Origin of the sequence: Paraburkholderia phytofirmans OLGA172, from assembly GCF_001634365.1 — a bacterium.
In the GTDB taxonomy this organism is placed as follows: Bacteria; Pseudomonadota; Gammaproteobacteria; order Burkholderiales; family Burkholderiaceae; genus Paraburkholderia.
In genome coordinates, this window is sequence record NZ_CP014578.1 from 296952 (window position 1) to 316263 (window position 19312).

At 59.9% G+C, this 19312-nt stretch carries 14 protein-coding genes and 2 pseudogenes; 3 read left to right on the forward strand and 13 right to left on the reverse strand.

Annotation, left to right across the window (positions count from 1 at the left end):
- Positions 1 to 708: 708 nt before the first annotated feature.
- Positions 709 to 3636, forward strand: coding sequence for an autotransporter outer membrane beta-barrel domain-containing protein (locus AYM40_RS01295; RefSeq protein ID WP_063494631.1), 2928 nt, complete (start codon positions 709 to 711; stop codon positions 3634 to 3636).
- A 163-nt stretch (positions 3637 to 3799) separates the two neighbouring features.
- On the opposite strand, the pseudogene AYM40_RS01300 reads toward AYM40_RS01295, so the two are convergent.
- The 13 genes and pseudogenes from AYM40_RS01300 to AYM40_RS01360 form a co-directional block, all read right to left on the reverse strand.
- A pseudogene (locus AYM40_RS01300) lies at positions 3800 to 4414 on the reverse strand (ATP-binding protein); the annotation flags it as partial.
- Positions 4415 to 4585: 171 nt separating this feature from the next.
- Positions 4586 to 5104: a hypothetical protein gene (locus tag AYM40_RS01305; RefSeq protein WP_158515223.1), complete on the reverse strand. Its 519-nt coding sequence runs from the start codon at positions 5102 to 5104 to the stop codon at positions 4586 to 4588.
- The gene (locus AYM40_RS01310) at positions 5082 to 5306 is read right to left on the reverse strand and encodes a hypothetical protein (protein ID WP_007179487.1); all 225 of its coding nucleotides are present in this window, start codon (positions 5304 to 5306) and stop codon (positions 5082 to 5084) included. Before AYM40_RS01310 ends, AYM40_RS01305 begins: the two co-directional genes overlap by 23 nt.
- A gap of 379 nt (positions 5307 to 5685) precedes the next feature.
- Positions 5686 to 5961, reverse strand: a complete 276-nt coding sequence (locus AYM40_RS01315; RefSeq protein WP_236720878.1) for a hypothetical protein — start codon at positions 5959 to 5961, stop codon at positions 5686 to 5688.
- 26 nt (positions 5962 to 5987) lie between these two features.
- Positions 5988 to 6368 (reverse strand): DUF2924 domain-containing protein, encoded by a 381-nt coding sequence (locus tag AYM40_RS01320; protein ID WP_007179485.1) that lies wholly within the window; start codon positions 6366 to 6368, stop codon positions 5988 to 5990.
- Positions 6369 to 6501: 133 nt separating this feature from the next.
- Positions 6502 to 8679 (reverse strand): AAA family ATPase, encoded by a 2178-nt coding sequence (locus AYM40_RS01325; protein WP_063494633.1) that lies wholly within the window; start codon positions 8677 to 8679, stop codon positions 6502 to 6504.
- On the reverse strand, positions 8676 to 9173 hold the full coding sequence (locus tag AYM40_RS01330; protein ID WP_007179483.1) for a hypothetical protein: 498 nt from the start codon (positions 9171 to 9173) through the stop codon (positions 8676 to 8678). The genes AYM40_RS01325 and AYM40_RS01330 overlap by 4 nt, the downstream gene beginning before the upstream one ends.
- 2 nt (positions 9174 to 9175) lie before the next feature.
- Positions 9176 to 9724: a hypothetical protein gene (locus tag AYM40_RS01335; protein WP_007179482.1), complete on the reverse strand. Its 549-nt coding sequence runs from the start codon at positions 9722 to 9724 to the stop codon at positions 9176 to 9178.
- The gene (locus AYM40_RS01340) at positions 9721 to 12087 is read right to left on the reverse strand and encodes a tyrosine-type recombinase/integrase (protein WP_063494634.1); all 2367 of its coding nucleotides are present in this window, start codon (positions 12085 to 12087) and stop codon (positions 9721 to 9723) included. The genes AYM40_RS01335 and AYM40_RS01340 overlap by 4 nt, the downstream gene beginning before the upstream one ends.
- 12 nt (positions 12088 to 12099) lie before the next feature.
- Positions 12100 to 14130, reverse strand: coding sequence for a hypothetical protein (locus tag AYM40_RS01345; RefSeq protein ID WP_158515224.1), 2031 nt, complete (start codon positions 14128 to 14130; stop codon positions 12100 to 12102).
- A complete protein-coding gene (locus tag AYM40_RS01350; RefSeq protein ID WP_007179479.1) occupies positions 14096 to 15481 on the reverse strand; it encodes a site-specific integrase in 1386 nt (461 codons plus the stop codon). The genes AYM40_RS01345 and AYM40_RS01350 overlap by 35 nt, the downstream gene beginning before the upstream one ends.
- 92 nt (positions 15482 to 15573) lie before the next feature.
- Positions 15574 to 16581 (reverse strand): annotated as a pseudogene (locus AYM40_RS01355) (YifB family Mg chelatase-like AAA ATPase); the annotation flags it as partial.
- Between the two features lie 121 nt (positions 16582 to 16702).
- Positions 16703 to 16960, reverse strand: coding sequence for an accessory factor UbiK family protein (locus AYM40_RS01360; protein ID WP_063494636.1), 258 nt, complete (start codon positions 16958 to 16960; stop codon positions 16703 to 16705).
- Positions 16961 to 17360: 400 nt separating this feature from the next.
- Here AYM40_RS01360 and AYM40_RS01365 point away from each other — a divergent pair, with 400 nt between their 5' ends.
- Together AYM40_RS01365 and AYM40_RS01370 are read left to right on the forward strand one after the other, a co-directional pair.
- On the forward strand, positions 17361 to 17699 hold the full coding sequence (locus AYM40_RS01365; protein ID WP_006048089.1) for a P-II family nitrogen regulator: 339 nt from the start codon (positions 17361 to 17363) through the stop codon (positions 17697 to 17699).
- 43 nt (positions 17700 to 17742) lie between these two features.
- The gene (locus AYM40_RS01370) at positions 17743 to 19260 is read left to right on the forward strand and encodes an ammonium transporter (RefSeq protein ID WP_063494637.1); all 1518 of its coding nucleotides are present in this window, start codon (positions 17743 to 17745) and stop codon (positions 19258 to 19260) included.
- The last annotated feature ends 52 nt before the right edge of the window (positions 19261 to 19312 follow it).

Consider the following 19312-nt stretch of genomic DNA (forward strand, 5'->3'; position numbering starts at 1 on the left):
TTTTTTGCCAGTTCGGCGGCGCGCAGACGATGCGGAGTGGCCAGATTTCGTCAGCGCTCAACGATGACGCCGCACCGGTGGCCTTGCTATTGGATCTTCCCGTGCGCACATCCGCAGGAAAGGGGATCAGGAACGGCAAAGTCCGTTTCTGTAAGGCCGAACTGATCTTTTAGTTGCGGGGTGGTAGTGCTTGCGGAAATATATTCGGAGGCATTCAACGCAAATCCATCCGATTCAAAATGCATTATTAGGTTGACTGACTGTTAATGCATGTGACGAGCGGTCGCGCCGGCGGCAATTCGCGTCTTTGTGGTTTCTTTACTTTCTGATAAATTTTCGTGAAGCCGTGCTCATTTTATGCATTTTTGAATGGCAGAATTTCCTTGCCATTTTAAATTGATCGGACTTCGCAGTGAAAACCTTGCGAAAATATTCTGGCCACTCTTCCGATTTTCGCGACTGCCGATCAATTGACGGTGACGGGCTCTCCTTCAAAACGGAGGCACGGCCACTTTGATCTGACTGCAGCGACAAAGCGTATCCGCAAGCGATTCAGGCAGGGCAAACGTGATGTGTTTCGGCGGCGCCACGCACTGATCCAGGCCACAGCTAACCAATATCGAGGTCGCTAGTATGCGTCGGTCGCCTCACGCCGCAAAACCACTCAATGCGCGCTTACGCTATCCATTGATATGCGGCGTTATCCGGATGTTGACCTTCAGTTCGCCCTGGCTGGCAGTGTGGCTACCGGCCGGAAAAATTTGCGCAGCCACGACAATCAATAGCTCAACGGCCACGGTCTTTCTGCAAATACTGGACCCCTCTTCCAGTGTTTTCGTGGCGCCGGTCACCACCGTTATCAATAACACCGGCACCAACGTCGGCATATCTGGCGATGCCTCGAAGAACTGGCAATTGACCAATTACGGTTCTGTCAGCGCGATTGGCGGCGGAGTTCAGCTTGGTGCCGCTACCGCCAACGGTGTTCAGCTAGACAACTACGGCCGCATTAGCGGCGAGAATTTTGTCTTGGCGTACGGTGTTCAGCTCATCAACGGGGGAACCATTCGCAATCATGGCGGCGCCAGCATCAATAGCGAACTGTTTTACGGGATTTTATCAGGGAGAGTGACTACGACGATTGTGAATGATGGCGATATTTCTGGCGTTTCGTCAGCCATCAGATTGGGCTCAGGGGGCTCAGTCACACAGAGCAGCACTGGGCGAATCATCGGCAACGATGGCGGCGCGGGGCTGGTGATCGATAACGGGACTTATACGGTTAACTCCGCGGGCTTGATTACCGCAATTTCGGGTCCTGCCATGATCGTGCGCGGTACGAGTAACGGAACGATCACCAATAGCGGCAGCATATCGGGTACCACCGGCGTGCAGATGAACAGCAGTTCAGGAGGCTTGCTCACGAACTCGGGCACCATCACCGGATCAGGCGGTACCGCTGTCAGTATGAGCGGCAGCAACAACCAGTTAGTTTTGCAAACCGGAAGCGTGCTGAATGGTTCGATCACCAGTTCGGGCAAAAACAATACTTTGGCACTGCAGGGCAATGGTACGGCCAATAATAGCTTTAGCGGGCTGTCCACAATCTCCGCTCTGGATACCGGGACCTGGACCTTGGGTGGTACGGTGGGCACTACGGCAGCTAGTACCTCGGCACTCAATGTGCAAAATGGCACATTGATTGTCACGGGCCAGCTTACTAATGGCGGCACTGGCGCCGGATCCAGCGTGTCGAACGGCGGCACATTGCAGATTGGCAATGGTGGAGCCTCCGGCAGTGTGAGTGGCGATGTGTCGGTCAGCAATGGCGGGCAGTTGCGGTTTAGCCGGTCTGATACGGTGGTTTACGGCAATATTGTCAGCGGAAACGGCGGGCTTACCCAAGCGGGTTCCGGCACGCTGATTCTGAATAACAGCAACACCTATACCGGGGGCACCACAATCAGTAGCGGCACCCTGGCGATTGGCGACGCGTCCCATCCTGGCGCCGAACTCACCGGCGGCGGGGAGGTCACTGTCGACGCGGCCGGTTCATTCGGTGGCTACGGCAAGGTGAGCACGTCTGTACTCAACATGGGTCTGATTGGCGTCGGCAATGCGCTGCCGGCGTTCGCCAACGGCCCGGACGCTGTATTCACGATTGCCGGCAATCTCGACAACCATGGCACGATTACGATGGCCAACGGCGTTGCCGGGGACCGCCTGATCGTGACGGGGGGCACCTATATTTCCAATGGCGGCCGGCTGCTGATCGACAGCGTGCTGAATGAAGGCGGTGCGAGTTCGCAGAGCGATATGTTGGTGGCGGACGCGACGAGCATCGGTGCGGGAGGCGCCACGCATCTGAGCGTGCAGCGCGTGGGTGGCGTGGGCGCGTTCACGCCGACGGACGGCATTCAGGTCGTGCAGGTGGCGGATGCCAGCCGTTCTGCTGGCGGGGCGTTCACGCTCGACGGCCGGGTGGTAGGAGGTCCGTACGAGTACCGGCTTTTCCAGGGCGGGGTGGGCGATCCGAACAGTGGTCAGTGGTATCTGCGCTCCGAGCAGACACCGACACCGACGCCGACACCGACACCAACGCCAACGCCAACGCCAACGCCAACGCCAACGCCAACGCCAACGCCAACGCCAACGCCAACGCCAGTTCCGCCGAAGCTTCTGCGGCCCGAGGTCGGTGCATATCTCGGCAACCAGTATGCGGCGCAGACTATGTTCATTCAGACCTTGCATGACCGTCTGGGCGATCCGCCGCATCAGACGGGTGACGATGCAGCCGGACGCGCTCCAACGGGGGCCGGTTGGGTGCGCGTGGCCGGCTCCGGCCTGCGCGGTCACGGCGCCGACGGTCAACTCGGCGTGAATACACAAGGCGAGGTGCTGCAGGCCGGTGGTGACATTGCGCAATGGTCAGGGATGCAGAGCATCGACCGCGTGCATGTCGGTCTGATGGCGGCCTACGGCAATATGCGCACCGACGCGAGCGCGGACGGCAATCCGTTCTCAGCGCACGGCACTGTCAGCGGATACGCAGTCGGTGGCTATGCGAGCTGGTTTGCCGACGAGAAGACCCGGCTCGGCGCTTACGTGGACAGCTGGCTCCAATACGGCAACTTCGACAATCAGGTGGAGGGCGATTTGTTGCCCGGAGAACGGTACAGCTCGCACAGCTGGACGGGTTCCCTGGAAGTCGGCTACGCGATGAATCCCTTCAACAGCGATTGGGTGATCGAACCGCAAGGCCAGATCCTCTACGCGGACTACAGCGCGGGCACGCATACCGAGGTCAACGGCACACAGGTCGGGGATAACGGTTCCGGCGGCTTGACGAGCCGGCTCGGCGCGCGTCTCTACCGCGATTTTGGAACCAGCGCCGGAAATATGATCCGGGCGTCGTTCGAGGCTAACTGGTGGTACAACAACCGGCGCAACTCGATCGTCGTGGACGATATATCAATCGCGCTCAATGGTGTGCCGAATAGCACGGGCGAGTTGAAAGCTGGCGTGCAATACAGGTTTGCACATCGCTGGCAGACCTGGGGCAATGTCGCGTGGGGTTTTGCCGGGAGCAGTTATCAACGACTGACGGGCATGGCCGGCGTGAAATATTCGTGGTGAGATGCACGTGGCGTGGCGTGGCGTGGCCTCGCGGTTGCGCCACGTGCGTAGCTGCAGCACGATCTCGCGAACCTGGCCCCCTCCCACACCGTTGATTCCGTGCGGCGCGGTTTCACGATGATCGGGCAGAACGGCTGCAGCGTCCTTACACTGCCCGGTCGTGTCAAGTCGGGGTCATCACGCGCCGATATTGAATGGCTTCACCGATCTGCGCGGCACTCGGCATGGCGGTGCCGGCCAGATCGGCGATGGTCCGCGCCACCTTCAGGACTCTGTAGTAAGCACGCGCCGACCAGCCGAAGCGTTCGCCGGCCTGACGCAGCAAAGCCTCACCGGCTGCGTCGGGGCGGCAGACCTCGTCCACTTCCCGTCCGCCCAGTTCCCGATTGGTTTTGCCTTGCCGGGCCAGTTGCCGCTCGCGAGCGGCATTCACCCGCAGTGCGATCGACGCGCTGGTTTCACCGGCGGCAGTGGAACGCGCCGACAACTCCGCCGGCGTGAGCGCGGGAATCTCGATCTGGATGTCGATCCGGTCGAGCAGTGGCCCGGACAGCTTGCGCAGATAGCGCGCCGCGATTTCCGGCGTGCAGCGGCAGCGGCCGTTGGGGTCGCCGCGCCAGCCGCAGGGACACGGGTTCATCGCGGCGATCAGCTGGCAGGCGGCCGGAAAATCCGCTTGCAAGGCAGCGCGCGAGATAGTGATGCGGCCGGCCTCGAGGGGCTCGCGCAGGGTTTCGAGCACATGGCGGTCGAATTCCGGCAGTTCGTCCAGAATTATAGCTGGTGAACCATTCGATGAGTATCCCAAAACCCCGTTCTATAAGGGTTTGAGCTTAATCTAATGTGGTCATGTACTAGATGGGCGAATGGCCAGCGTTGGTCTGGCGGTTCTTCATCTAACACTCACCCCACGAGTAGCTGACTTCCTCCGGTCGGGTTGGCTTTACTTTTAGCCGGCTACAGCCCCCAGCAGCATGAGCACAACCACGCCACCGACAATCCAAGGCCAAGTGACCTTGCTCAAGACGTCCTCTACAAACTTGAAGCTCGAGCGGGTAGGGTTGTCGACGTGGGCTTCAATGAAGGAATCCGAGATGTAATTGACGGGCGGTAAGGCGAGGGGCTCGATAACGAAAGCCCCCTGCACCCGGCTGAGACCGTCGCATTTGAAGTCGGATGCGCTCACGACAACACAATGCTCGAGCTTCGTGAAGTCGGCGTCGCTCCGGTTGCCACCTTCAGGGATGTACTGGTAGGTGACCTGCTGCGTCGCTGCGGATACGTTGAACAGAAATTCGCCGGCACGCTTGAACCCGCAATTGTCCCCGTTGGTGCAATTGGGGTCCTTCTGCACGTAGCCGTAGGCTTCCACTGTGGCTTCCTTCTGTTGGCAGCCCATGAGCAAGAAGGTGGGAATGCAGGCCAGAAAGACGTGCCTGAGTAAGCTATCTTTCACCGGCAAACCCATCGATGACCCAAGCCACAGCGCGCGCCGCGAAATACAGGGCGGCCGCTACGACGAGGTCGGCCACGACAAAGCCGATGTTGTCCGAAAAAGTCCGCCCGTTGGAAAGCAACGGCCAAAGAAAGAGTGCCACCAAGCCGGCCGCGAGCACACCCAGCCCGCGAATCAGCTTCGCTAGTCGAGAAAACCCCTCTTGTCGTCCCATTGGCCGCCTTTTTACTTCTCTTCGTCGAGCGCTTGTTTTTTGCAGCGCGGGTTGACGTGTGGGAGCGCCTATCCCTCTCCCGTGGACGTTATCCTAAGACATAACCATTGAAATGAGAATTGAAGCCCAAAGAAAGCAAGGCGAGCCACTCCCCCCGCCCCTCGCCCAAGGCGAGGGGAGCGCTCCCGCCGGGCCGCTGGGCCCTCGGGGCAGCCGGCACAGGGCCTTCGGCCCAGATACCGTCTGCCCGAGGGCATAGGCTACTTGGCAGGCGGTGCGTCAATGGCAAGCCCCGTACTCACCCGTTCGGTGCTCGGCCTTCGGCCTGCGCTCCGCTGCGGCTTCCGTGCGGGGTCAGGGCTGCGCCCCGACCATTGACTCACTTACACCTGAACTGGAGCGAGGCGCTGGCCGGTTGGGCGAACGCCGAATCAGTCATTTGCAGTGAAACGGTTTCGACTTTCTTGTTCTCTTTCGCGCAGAACTCGTTCGCTTCCCGGTACACGTCGGCTTTCGCGCCATTCGCCGGGCCAAAACCAACTTGCGCACTTCTCTTGGCCACCATGTAGGTGCCCGCGTCCATTGGAACGACACCGGTCGAACACGCAGCTAGAGCAAGGAGGACTGGCATCGCGGAGAAGGTTGCTTTTCTCATTTCTTTTCTCTGGCCTTATGAAGGTTCTACCGTCGGAGTGTATTGATTCCAATCCACTGCGTGTCTCCGGGGCGGAGGCATTGCCAGAACGTCCACCCATTCACTGGCGACTGGGTAACGCTCTGAGCAGCCGCCGACGGCGATGTGTACTCAACACCATCCAGCAGGAACGCTCCGTTATGGACCTCTCCCATGTACTCCTTGCCCTTGAATGTCGCTCTGAGTTTCGTTCCGGCAGGAAACGAAACCCCCTTCCACACCCAGGCTGGCTCGTCGCTCGAGAGCTGACTGGCAACTGCCGGTAATCCGAGCAGTTTCCTCAACACATCGTTTTCATTCTGTTCCTCGGACATGCGCAGGTTCGTAAGGGCCTTGAACACGTCGAAATCAACATTGATGGTCGCCACGGAGAGTCTCCCAAAGACATTTCAGTGTTTATAGTACTGAAAAAACTTTGAGATTGCCAGAGAATCTTAGCCCGAACTTGCTGCGCGGCGGTGACAGGCAGCTGTCACCGCGCATGAGACACACACGACTTGCCTAGCTCCGCAGCCGAGCCGGAACCTGAAATCCTGTGGTGCGAATCGTGCGGCGGTCCACAGAGCATTGGATGTCCGCTGCTTCTCCCACAAGCAAGACAAGCTCGCGGCCTCGCGTAATGGCCGTATATAGCCATTCCCGCGTGACTAGGACAGAGTCCTCTACAACCACGATGACAGCCTCCGACGAGCTACCTTGTGCCTTGTGACAAGTGATGGCATAAGCCAGCTCAATACTGCTCCGGGCTTCTTCCGACAGGTTTCGCGGAAGGGTTTCCCCATCCCACAATAGCGAAACGTCGGTCCCTTCAACGGCGGTCACCGTTCCGAGCAACCCGTTGAACAACCCCTCAGCATAGCGGTTCGCCGTCGCCACAATCGGGTCGCCGACTGCGACCTCCACCAGGGGACCGAGGCGTTGCGTGACAGTGTCAGCGGTTCGTCGCCGCGCGGACTCCGTGAAGTTGATGTCGTCGACTGTCTTGCGTCTCGCTGCAACGACCATCAGTTCACGTTTGTCGCGCAGTTGCCTCTGGACCGTCCACAGCTGACTGGGCGAAACCAAATAGACGCCTTTGCTTTCGCCTCGCCAGGGCTGGAGCGTGGGTTGCTTTCCGACTCGAATCTGCGAGGCGACCTCGGGAATCACGCTGTCGTCTGCCTGCCGCAACACCTTCGTCAGATTGGCGACGCGTGAGCCCTCCGCTACGAGGTCATGGAAGACCTTGCCGATACCGACCGGGGGCAATTGTCCTTCGTCGCCGGAGAACAGCACGCGAGCCCCTGGCGGTAACAGACTCAGCAGCTTGTAGAGGCTCGGCGTGTCCATCATCCCGGCCTCATCAATGACCAGAAGCGTGCGGCTGGTAAAGCTAACTTCCGGTTGCCGAGTTCGCTTCGCTGAGTCGCGTTGCTGCTCGAGCATGCTAATGAGTCTGGCAATCGTGTAGGCCAGGCGTGGCCGGCTATGAGATGACGCTCCTCGCGAGAGCGCTAATGCGGCCTTGCCGGCCAGCGCGCCCATCACCACATCGCCGCCCAGCGATTCCCATGCGATAGTCAGGACCTTCATCACGGTAGTCTTGCCGACGCCGGCACCGCCTTGTAGAACCGCGACGGGCAGGCCGAGCAGCTTCGCGATGGCAGCGTGCTGCTCGTCTGTCAGTTGAAGTTGCGCGTCCGTCTGAGCGGCATCTACCAACCTCTCGAGGTCCGTGCCTGCTGGCACGGAAAGGCTTGGCGCACGGGCCTCCGTCGCTGACAATGCCACGGTCACTTGGTCTTCCAGCCACGCGGCTCCAGGTGCTCTCAGCAGGTCTTGGCCACGTTTGAGGGCGAGATTGCTCTCGATAACGCGCAGTGCTTCGGTAGGGTTGACGCCGCGCGATTCCAAGAGTGACATCACTTTCTCTTCGGTCGCGGCGGTGTCGCCGTTCGCCAGCAGTTCACGCCAAACGCTGTTCATGGCACCCATCAGGCGAGTCGGATGCCGGCCCAGCTCGCCGTCTGCATCAGCTTGCCGAAGCAGACGCAGGCCAACACGGTCGGCAGTCTTCCAGTCTATGAGGCTGGCGGGCACGTAGGGGTTGCGTTTTAGGCGGTCAATGGCCGACTCGCCCGACATGAGACGCCAGAGCTGATGAGCTAGTCTGGTCTCTCGAATGCCGAGCTTCTCAAGGAATGCCAGGAATTCGACCTCCGCAGCACGCGAGCGCTGCGCGCTCGATTGCGACGCCATTTGCGCGTAGATTTGGGCAGTAATCCGTGCCGCCAGTGCGGGCTTGCCAGGCTCGATGACGGCAGCGACATCGTTCATACGGTCGACGTCGCATAGCACGGCCGCTAGGTCATTGCCAAACGTGTGGAGCAGGCGTTCGGCTCGCGTCGGACCAATGTTCGGCAACTTCGCCAGCCACGGCCCGAGCAGCGCGCCGTGGGATGCAGCGGGCTGCATGCGTTTTGATTCAAGCTGACGAACGGATTTGCCGAAGCGGTCGCGGTACTCGCCCAGCAGCCCTTCAACAACAAGAACATCACCAGTTAGGGGGCGGGTGTCCTTACCCGAGAACTTGACCCGCAAGGCACTACCGTCCTCGCACCGGGCCGAGAAGATGCAGCCATTGTCTAGTTGGGAGAGCACCCGCTCGACGACGACGGTCGCAGAGAATGGCGCTCTCATTCGTTCACCCGGATGAAGACACCGGCATGCATAGCGTCAATTTGCGCTTGCAGTCGAACATTGTGCGCCCGCAAGCGCTCGTTTTCAGAGGCAAGGGCTTGTAGTTGCTCAAGCAGCTCCGCCTGGGCGGCCTGGGCTTCCACGGCGGCTTGCTCGGCCAGCTTGGCGTTCTGGGCTTGCCGGACAATCCTTTCCTTGAGCACCTTATCGGCAGCAGCTTGCAGCAGCCGCGACCCAATGGGAGCCAAGCCCTGACCTTCAGCCATAAGGTTGATGAGTTGGCTCAGCTCTTCGCGCTCATACAGGTACTTTTCCTGCGTAGTCTTGAGCCCGATGGCCGCTGCGATAGCTCGTACGTTGACTTTTCCGTCGGGAGTCGCGGGAACTGTCGGGGACCTTGAGTCGACAGGTTGAGCTAGGTACTCTGCTTCGCGGTCGTTCAGATAGGCCTCCAGGCGACCGAGAACTTGAGGAATGACGCTAGGTCTCGCCATCTTCACTTCCCCTTGTTTCGCAGCGATACGACTTTTTCCCCGCCCAACGCCGCTAGTTGTTCAGTCAATCGGTCTACGGTGGCTTGGAGGGTTTTGATTTCGCCCCGGGCTTTTTCCAGGTCGGCCTCGGTCTGCTGGAGTTCGAGTTCGGTGTCGCGGTGGGACTGGGCGAGTCCGTCGTACAAAGCCTTCCAATCGGCAATTCGGTCAGCGAGTTCGCGGCGGACAGGGCCTCGGCCAACGACTTTTCCTTCCTTAATCCTCTCCAGCCACTGCTTGACCTCGGAACCGAAGTCCCGCTGCTTCGGACTGAAGAGGGTGGTTGGATGGATTCCCGCTCGGCGGGCGATTTCGGCACCGGACAGCGCTCCGCCGTTGTGCGGATAAATCCCCTCATTGCGGGCCATTTCGTCTTCAATGTCCGCCATGAGCATACGAACCCGCTGCTGGACGTCTTCCGTGCGTTGCGCACCGCGCTCCAGGGCGCGCTCCTGAATGAGTGCGCGCGTCGAATCGGAGCGTTTCGCTCCTTTGGAAAGTGGTGTCGTCATGCTGCCACGCCCTCCTGTTTCGGCTCCTCGACAATCGACCTAACGACGGGGTTCTCCATCCATTTCTGGCGCAAGTCCTCAAACCGACTCACGTGCGTGCGAACCTGACCTGCCCACAGCGCCTGAACAAGTTCTTCACCGGCTTCTCCGGCCTCGACGTAAGCTCGCACCGAGTCTCTGATTGACCCATCCACGTCCTCGCGAAGGAACGGTTCCTCGAGCCGGTGCTTGCAATGAGATTGGCAGCGAGATGGTTCGGGATGGCCTTTGCTCTTGTTGCAAGGTCCGGATTCCGTGCCTGCGAACTTCGTGCAAATGACGCCGGGCCTGACGAGCTGCCACCCTTTGCCCTGGAGTGTCAGTATTTCAGCCAGTTCCATCGGGCTGTTTGCGCCCCAGTCCTCACCGCGCTGATGCAGACGGTCTCCGTGGACCTGAATTGCTCGATTTAGCATCAGGGCGGCTGGGCCGCCGTAGCCGCCAAGCGGCAACGCCCCGTCGGGTTGGTCTTCCCCGGCGACGATTCTTTCGACTGCCTCTTTGGCACGCATCACGCGCAGTTCGCGGCTGACCGTCTCAATCTCCGCCTGCAAATCCTTGTCCGTCAGAATGTAGTAAAGCGTCATCTCAATAGACTTATGGCCGAAGACATCCATCAGAATCTTCGGGGCTTGAGTCAAAGCGAGTGCCACTAAGCGAGCAACGGTCTTGCGGAGGCGATGGGGCCGAATATTCTGGCCGCCAGGCGCTGGGTCCATTCCCAGCGTTTTCGCATAGACCTTCAACGCTTTTTCGAGGTTGAGGAATGGCGAGGTACGGTCGCTGTGACTTCCTGACGAAACTTGAACCCACAGGTGACGCGCTAGTCCACTAGGCGTATCGTCGTCGGTTGTAGAGCGGACCGGCTTCTGCAAACCGATTGACTCAACTAAGGCCGCCATTCGGACCTGTTGTTCGAGTGCCTCTACCGCCAAGTCGGGCAATACCCAATCACGAAGCTCACCGTCATGTCGCTTAACGAGTTTGTACGTGCGACCGTTCGCGTAGGGCATCCCGTTGCGTGCATACTCGATGCAGTCGCGTTCCAAGGTGAGCGTTTCCGATTTCCGGCCACCTGTCGAAAGACCGACGACAAACAAATGTGCCAACTGGACGTTGTTCAACAGGCCTAGGATGTGCGCGAACGTACGAGGCGGCCAGTGGAGATTTTCTTCGGCAACGCGCTTCCGTACCCTAACGTCGGTGTTTCGTGACAGCTTGATTTCGAAGGGCGGCCTTGCGATGACTCGCCCTTGAGAGTCCTTCCATACGAAGTCCGCAAGATACTCCGGCAGTAGTTTGCGACGACGAGCCAAGACTGCTTTCGGTTTGTCGGTACCATTGTCTGTGCGGGCCCATAGTGCAATTATCTCGCCCGCAACAATCAGCAGGTTAGGTGCTAAGTCTTTGATTAGCCAGACGCTTCGCTGTCCCATCTCGGAGACATAGTCGTCCGGTAACGGCAGGTGGCTATCTCTGTCCTTCTCGGGAGCGTTCTGTTTTTTCTCACCAGCGACTTCTGTCGTCGCGTTTGGGTCTCGGCCAACGTCTGGAACGTCACGCCAGAAGCCCCGGTCGGCAAGGGATTGCATGCGTCGAACTTCTGGAAACGCGCGCTTCTGCTTGCTTTCGGACAAAGACTCCAAATCGGTTTTCGATATATGCCTCAGAAACCCAACTTCGGACGCGTTGGCTACCGCGCTGCCGGCACGGAGGCGAATTGAGGGGGAGGCGAGCAAATTCGCAGCGGCTATTGCGAACATTGCAGAAAGGGTGTCGTACGCCAGGCCGCTGATTGTGGAAGGGTCCAGCGATGCGCCCTTTGCCAACTGAGAGCTCGGTCCCATCCGAAGCAACAAAAGGTAGCGACTAAAGGTTAGCACCGCCAGGTCGAGGACCCGATTGGCGTGGCTTTGCGACAGGATGTGCGAAGGGCCCACGCCGGCGGCCCCCTGAGCCTCCTTCAGTTGACTTGTGTCTTCAAGCACTTGTATCTGAAGCGCCTCCGGAAGCAAATCAATAATCCGCTGACGCAGGAGAAGGCGCATCGTGGCGTGTCTCGATTCGACAGGCCTCCACCGCTTGGGAGTTTCCCAGCAGCCGTACTCGTTGCCGTGCTCGAGGATGTGCTGGAGGTTGATGACCCCGGATTCATCCAGATGCTGAATGGACTCTGCCGTGACCTGGAGCAGCGCCCGATTGCGGGAGACGCCAGGCTCTTCCTCCGGGGAGAATGACGCTGGGATACCGAGCGTGTCGTTTACCGCTAGTGCTGGACGGGCGGAAAGCGTGTCGTCCGCCACAATTTGCAGGTTATTGTTCATGCAACGCCCCGTTTAAATGCTCTCAAATGCGACAACGCGGTGTTCACCGCTTGCGATACGCGTCTGCCACAGCGCGAGGCTGGCTTGCACCAGGTCCTTGTCGAAGTGCTTGAGCGCGGCCTCAGTGTTATTGATTTCCTCGCCGAACGAGGACTCCAGAAACGCCACCGCCGACATTCCGGACCTGATTTGATACAACTCCGCCAGACGCTTGCACAATCCAGACAGACTGTCAGGGAAGATGACCGCGTGGTCGAGGCACAATGTGCATCGCTGAACGTTGCACATTGCCGTACCGTCGGCTTCAAACGATGGCGCGATGTGCTTCGGAGGGTGCATTGGGTCTTTGCAGCCCACGCCGATTCGGCTGCGTCTTAGCGAGCGGTACTCGCTGAGGCGAGCGCGTTCCGAGTCCGTAACTGTTCCGTCTCGGGACCACTTCGCGACAATGGTCGGGTCGACCCGACCATGCACCCTGATTTCATGCCAGAGCGAGTTACTGAAGGACCGATAAAGCCGGTCGCTTTCGGAGTTGAGGAGGGTATTGTCGAGGTAGATTTGGGTCGTCGTCGGATGCTTGTGCCCGAGAACCTTCATCACGTACAGCACCATCCCGCCGCTAATGCGATAGGCGTACGCGGCGAAAGCATCTCGGAAATCGCCTGCTTTGAGCTTCGAGAGCTGCCGGTCGGCTGGCTGCTTTGCATTGATTTCCTCGACAACGTCCTCCAGGAATGAATTTCTGCCGCCACGAAGACCACGCGAGTGGGTGGCCTTATTTTGCTCAAGCCAAACAATGGCGTCTCTTGTCGAAGTGAGATAAATCCAAGGCGATTTCACCCCTTGCTCGAGTCGGACAAGTTGTCTTCGAATGGCGCTCAGCTCTTCATGCGCTGCACCCGAGGTCGCCAGTTCAGCATACCGATTGCGCAACTGCTCGATGTCCTTGCGCAACTGCCTTCGCAACGGCTCGGTGCGAGCAATCAACTCCTGGATGATTCCGCCGGCTGAGCCGCGAGATTTACGCAGACCCTCGGTCGCTTGCTCTGACTTGCTGCGGGCTTTGTATCCTGTCATCAGGTAGCGCGTCGGGTCCTTCGGATGCGGCTCAATGAAATTGGTGTCAACGTCCAAAGCGAGCAAGGTGGAAGGATTCCATCCCGTGCTGGCCAGACACAGGTGAAAGGCCACGCGGATGTCGTATGCGTTTGGGTACCGGCCGTCGAGCATCTGGGGGATGCTGTAGCCCCTGTTATTGAAAGTGGAAGGAATCATCTCCCCCCAAATCTCTTCGGCACTGGGCCGTGGCGAGCCAGTACGGGTTACTGCTGCGTCGAAACGCTGATAGTTTTTCAGCAAGCCTTCTTCTATAACGTTCAACGGCGGCTCGCCCGCAAGGAGTTGCTCAGCTCTCTCCCAACGGGCCAATGCAGCAAACCAGTTCCGCTTGAAGTGGAATCGAATCTGGTCGATTTGCCATTGCGGAGGGAGATGCCGAACTGGGGGCGAGTCTTCCGGCGGGTCCCAGTAAAGGCGAGCCACTCCGCGTGACTTCCGGACTAGGTTTAGAAGCTTCGTGAATGCAGAAAAGACGGTCCGGCTCATCCCTTCGTCATAAGCCCGCTGGCGATGCAGTTCCGTAACGTCGGCGAAAGTTTCTACTCGGACGCTGTCCGGTTGAAGCGCTGACGATTCGACTGCATCAAAGAGCCGCCACCACGCCCGGAGCGAGTAACGATATTGACTCGCCGTGCTCGGCGCCGCGTATTCGCATAATTCGCGGATTGCCGGCGCGAGTTCCGCGATAAGTTGAGGGCGGCCAGTGAATGGGCCGAGCCAGGTTGTGCCTCCGCGACCTGTAGGCGCGTGGGCCTCCCCATCACGAAAGACAGTAAGGTCCATGTATTGCGGATGGGCGTGCCGCGTCCAAAATCGAAGTGGGTCGGACTCGCCAGACTCAAATAGCTCGGGCGGGACGACTACTGCCGCAACCGGGAGTGCTTTTTCCCTAAGGTTGTCTTTGTTGTAATTTCGAATCCGCAATTGTTTCCCCGTTGATTTCTATTTGAAATTCGTTGTTATGTTCAGCCTCGTATCTGACCGACAGGCCCACGCTGACCATGTCCATGACCCACTGCAGATAAATCATGGTGGTGCTGTCATGCGCATGTCCTAGTTGAGGCTGTATCTGCAGTCTGATGACGCTCATCGCCGTAGATTCCAGAAGGGCCGTAGCTGTCTCGACGCCCAACGAAAGAAGGTGCTCGTGCTTTTTCAGTTCCCGCCACAGGACGGAGCAGGCCCACCAGTCGCGGCCAAGGTGCGGCGACCAACCGTCGAACGGAAGTTCCACGCTTGTCCAAGCTTGGTACAGATGTTTGCTCGTGATTCGCTCACCGGTATGCTCGTCAAGAAACAGATGCACCGTCTCGCTGATTCGACGCCGCTGCTCCGACGCCGGGGCCGACTTCACCCATTTTCGAAGGGCGGAATTGCGGTGTTTCCTTCGGTATTCGTCTAGCCGTTCGGCTAGCTCCAGCGGAATCCAGATGGAGCGTTCCGGCCCAATCTTGTCGCCGTGGTCGTAGCCATACCCGGAGCCCTTTGTCCCGAACTTGATGCTGACTCGAACCTGCTGCTGTTTCAGAGGCGCCGCTGGATTATTTATGTGCCAGTCTTTTTTCTCCGGCGGCAAGGTATCGACGCGCCAGCAAGCAACCTCTTCCCGTCGCATCGCAGTGAGCAAAATGGTCTCGCACATCAACCCCTTCGTGTCACCGGCCTTCGCGTAAACGCGGCTGAGCCAAGCATCGAGTTGCGCGTCAGTCGGCATTCGGAGTCGTCGTTTGTTCTGACGTACTTTCCCTTTTCGCACCTCGATTTCTTTCGGCCGATGCCCGACTGAACTCGTTGCGCTTCCAGACTTAACGGTTACCGTCTCAGTCGCAATGTGAAAGGGGCCTCGAAGGCCCTTGTCCGACATCCAGGTGAGAAAGTCGCAGGCCTGCTGCACACGTAGATTGATAGTGCTTGGCTTGAGACCTACGGCGTCCCGAGACCAGATTCCATTCACCATTTCGGTCTGGTAGCGACCTTGGACATGCTCAGCGTAAGTGCAAGTGGATAGGTCAATTCCGCGAAGGTTGGCCCACTCTAAAAAGTTGGCGAGCCAATGTGCGTAGTTGAGAATGGTCTGGTCGCTTGGCGCAATCGTCTCGATGGCCACCCCCCGGGCTTTCGGATTCCAGACCCCGAGCCCTCGGTCGATGAGGTAACGACTGGCCGCCCTATGGTATCCCGGTCTTGAATCAAAGATGCAGGGCAAATGGGCAACCTTCCCAAAGCCAGCTTTTGTTGTGGTCCCCGAGTCACTGAAATACACCCGATAGTTCATCTATTGTTTTTCGGTGTTTATATAATTTCTAGGTTATAGGATGCGACCCTACTTGTAAAGTCCGTCTACTAAAATGTTTGTCTCGCTATAACCAGAAACAGCACACCCAGATGCGCGAGCGTGATCTCGCCGGGTTGCGGCGGGTTGCGCCCGCCGACCAGCGCCGGAGCGCTCGACGAATGATGCGGCGCGCGAAACGGCCGTTGCCGCCATTGTGAGGGGGTAAAGCCGGCCCGGCTGGCGGACAGCAACGCGGCCGAGCTGAGCGCTTCGTCATCGGTCATGGGTGGGAGCAGGCCCGGCAGGCGAGCGGCGAGCATCGATTTGCCCGCGCCGGGCGGCCCGACCAGCAAGACGTGGTGTCCGCCGGCCGCGGCGACTTCAAGTGCGCGGCGCGCGCCGCGCTGGCCGATCACGTCGCTCATGTCAGGAGCGGCGGCGGGCGCGGTCTCGCTGAGTTCGGGGGCCGCAACTGGGTAGAGCCGGGCGTCAGGCGCGCCGGCAAGATGCGCGCATAGCGACGGCAGATCGGCGGCGCCGTAGACATCGACACCGGGCACGAGCGCTGCCTCGGCCGCACTTGCCGCAGGCAGGTAAAGCTGCGGCGTGTGCTGAACGCACGCCACGGGCGTTGTCTGCTCGCCCGGCGTAGTGAACGCTGATGCAACACTGGAAGCGCTGCCAGGGTCACCATGAGAAGCGCCGCTGCGGGCCGTCCCGCAGGCCATCGCGAAAGCCCCGCGCATCGGCCGCAGCGCGCCGGTCAGTGACAGTTCGCCGGCGAATTCACGATGCAGGAGGGACTCGGCCGGAATCTGCCCGCTCGCCGCCAGAATGCCCAAAGCGATCGGCAGATCGAAGCGGCCGGACTCCTTCGGCAAATCGGCAGGCGCGAGATTGACGGTGATGCGCCGCACGGGGAAATCGAAGCTGCAGTTCTGCAGCGCCGCGCGCACGCGCTCGCGGCTTTCGCGCACTTCCAGATCCGGAAGGCCGACGATCGAAAAAGAGGGTAATCCGTTCGCGAGGTGGACCTCGACGGTTACTTCGGGCGCGCGGCCAGAGGCCGGCGCGCGACTGCGCACCACGGCAAGCGACATGTTTTCTCCCGTCGGACGGCGCGCCGAGGGCGCGCGCGAGTCCCCTAAAACGCTGATGACGTCACGGCTCGCTTGCCAGTGATGCGCAGCACTGCGCAGCTAAAGCGCTGCGAGCAAAGCCTTAGGATGTTTGCGCCGTGACCGGCAGTTTCTGCTCCAGCTCGGCGACGCGGCGCTCCAGCTCTTCGAGGCGTGCGCGGGTGCGCACCAGCACCTGGGTCTGCGTATCGAATTCCTCACGCGTGACCAGGTCGAGCTTGGAAAAGCCCTGCGACAGCATGGCTTTCACGTTGCGTTCGACATCTTTGGCCGGCGAGTTCTTGAATAGCTCGCTCATGCGAGCCTGAAAATCGTTAAAGACATCGTTCGGTTGTTTCATGGTGATCCCCTTGATGCACAAAAAATGTGCATGTTTCGTTACGTCTGTGCTTTGTCACGGCGGATGGGCCGCCTTGGTGCATGACCGGTTGCCTGCCGCTGCCGCATGAGCCCGTTTGGTGCGCGCTCAAACGTTAAAAGCCTTCGAACACTCTAGCAACGATCCATACGCCGCGCCACCGTGCTCTGCCAACGCTGGCCATCCGGCCAGGGCCGCTTGCGCCCCTTTTGCAACGTGCAGCGGGCGAAGTCTGACACAACATGGCACGCGAGTTGCTGTTACTGCCCGGCGCGCACTGCCGGGTGCTTTTTGCCGGCAGCGGAACGAGACCATGCGAACGGGTTACAGGGTACGCAAACAGGGTTACGCAACGGGTTACGCAACTTAGCGAGGGGATTCCATGAAACTCATTACCGCAATCATCAAGCCGTTCAAGCTCGATGAGGCGCGCGAAGCCTTGTCGGCCATCGGCGTCTCAGGGATCACGGTCACCGAAGTCAAAGGTTTCGGCCGGCAGAAGGGCCATACGGAGCTGTATCGGGGCGCCGAATACGTGGTTGATTTCCTGCCGAAGGTGAAGATCGAGGCAGCTGTCTCGGACGACATCGTCGACCAGGCGATCGAGGCGCTTGAACGCGCGGCACGCACCGGCAAGATCGGCGACGGCAAGATTTTTGTCACCCCGATCGAGCAAGTGATTCGGATTCGCACCGGGGAGACCGGCGCGGACGCTCTGTAATACCAAAAGATAGCGACACAGATAGCGACAAGAGGAAACGAAGATGCGCAAATTATTGATGTCCATGCTGATGGCCGGTTCGCTGCTCGCGGGCGGTATCGGCGCCGCCCTCGCGGACGACGCTTCCGCACCCGCAGCGGCCTCGGCAGCTGCTTCCGATACGACGGCGAGTGCGCCGGCACCGGACGCTTCGGCAGCGCCTGCAGCCGCCGCCGCTTCGGCACCGGCCGCTGAAGCGTCCGCCGCACCGGCTGTCAGCGCCGCAGCCGCACCTGATGCATCGGCCGCATCCGCTGCCGCCGCACCGGCAGCCCCGACCGCGCCGTTCTCGGTCGATTCGTCGAAGATCAATTCGGGCGACACCGCCTGGATGCTGACCTCCACCGCGCTCGTGCTGTTCATGACGATCCCGGGTCTGGCGCTGTTCTACGGCGGCATGGTCCGCAAGAAGAGCGTGCTCGCGATCCTGATGCAGAGCTTCGCGATCACCTGCCTTGTGTCGATCATCTGGGTCGTGGTGGGCTACAGCCTCGCCTTCACGCCGGGCGGCTCGTTCATCGGCGGCTTGTCACGCTTCTTCATGGCGGGCATGAACTACATCCACGGCGACAAGGCGACGACGCTGACCGTCAGCCATCTCGCCCCGACGATCCCGGAAACGGTCTACTGCGTCTATCAGATGACGTTCGCGATCATTACCCCGGCACTGATCACGGGCGCGTTTGCCGATCGCATGAAGTTCTCGGCGATGCTGGTGTTCATGACGCTGTGGTCGATCATCGTCTACTCGCCGATCGCGCACATGGTCTGGGAACCGACCGGCTGGCTGGCTGCCGCGGGCATCCTCGACTTCGCGGGCGGCACGGTGGTGCACATCAACGCCGGTATCGCGGCGCTGGTCTGCGCGCTGGTGCTGGGCAAGCGCGTCGGCTACGGCAAGGAATCGATGGCGCCGCACAACCTGACGCTCACGCTGATCGGTGGCGCGATGCTGTGGGTAGGCTGGTTCGGCTTCAACGCGGGTTCGGCAGTGGCGGCAGACGGCCGTGCCGGTTTCGCCATGTTCGCCACGCAGGTGGCAACCGCGGCAGCAGCACTCGCATGGATGTTCGCCGAATGGGCAACCAAGGGTAAGCCGTCGGTGCTCGGTATCGTGTCGGGTGCCGTGGCAGGTCTGGTGGCGATTACGCCGGCTTCGGGCTTCGTCGGTATGACGGGTTCGCTGGTGATCGGTATCGCGGCAGGCGTGATCTGCTACTGGTCGGCAACGTGGCTCAAGCACAAACTCGGTTACGACGACTCGCTCGACGCGTTCGGCGTGCACTGCATCGGCGGTATCGTGGGTGCGCTGCTGACCGGCGTGTTCGCGGTCAAGGACATCGGCGGCGCGGACGGCAGTGTCATCCTGCAAGCCAAGGGCGTGCTGACGACGCTGATCTACAGCGGTGTGGTCAGCTTCGTCCTGCTGAAGGTGATCGACATGGTGATGGGCATCCGTGTGACGGAAGAACAGGAGCGCGAAGGCCTGGACGTGAGCCTGCACGGCGAACACGTCGAATAAGCGCCGTCCCTCAACCGCAAGCTCCAGGGCTTGCGGATCAGAACCAAGCGCA

Coding starts and splice junctions, on each gene's coding strand:
- AYM40_RS01295 (WP_063494631.1), top strand. CDS start 709: ATGTTGACCTTCAGTTCGCCCTGGCTGGCAGTGTGGCTACCGGCCGGA.
- AYM40_RS01305 (WP_158515223.1), bottom strand. CDS start 5,104: ATGGGTTTGCCGGTGAAAGATAGCTTACTCAGGCACGTCTTTCTGGCC.
- AYM40_RS01310 (WP_007179487.1), bottom strand. CDS start 5,306: ATGGGACGACAAGAGGGGTTTTCTCGACTAGCGAAGCTGATTCGCGGG.
- AYM40_RS01315 (WP_236720878.1), bottom strand. CDS start 5,961: ATGAGAAAAGCAACCTTCTCCGCGATGCCAGTCCTCCTTGCTCTAGCT.
- AYM40_RS01325 (WP_063494633.1), bottom strand. CDS start 8,679: ATGAGAGCGCCATTCTCTGCGACCGTCGTCGTCGAGCGGGTGCTCTCC.
- AYM40_RS01330 (WP_007179483.1), bottom strand. CDS start 9,173: ATGGCGAGACCTAGCGTCATTCCTCAAGTTCTCGGTCGCCTGGAGGCC.
- AYM40_RS01335 (WP_007179482.1), bottom strand. CDS start 9,724: ATGACGACACCACTTTCCAAAGGAGCGAAACGCTCCGATTCGACGCGC.
- AYM40_RS01340 (WP_063494634.1), bottom strand. CDS start 12,087: ATGAACAATAACCTGCAAATTGTGGCGGACGACACGCTTTCCGCCCGT.
- AYM40_RS01350 (WP_007179479.1), bottom strand. CDS start 15,481: ATGAACTATCGGGTGTATTTCAGTGACTCGGGGACCACAACAAAAGCT.
- AYM40_RS01360 (WP_063494636.1), bottom strand. CDS start 16,960: ATGAAACAACCGAACGATGTCTTTAACGATTTTCAGGCTCGCATGAGC.
- AYM40_RS01365 (WP_006048089.1), top strand. CDS start 17,361: ATGAAACTCATTACCGCAATCATCAAGCCGTTCAAGCTCGATGAGGCG.
- AYM40_RS01370 (WP_063494637.1), top strand. CDS start 17,743: ATGCGCAAATTATTGATGTCCATGCTGATGGCCGGTTCGCTGCTCGCG.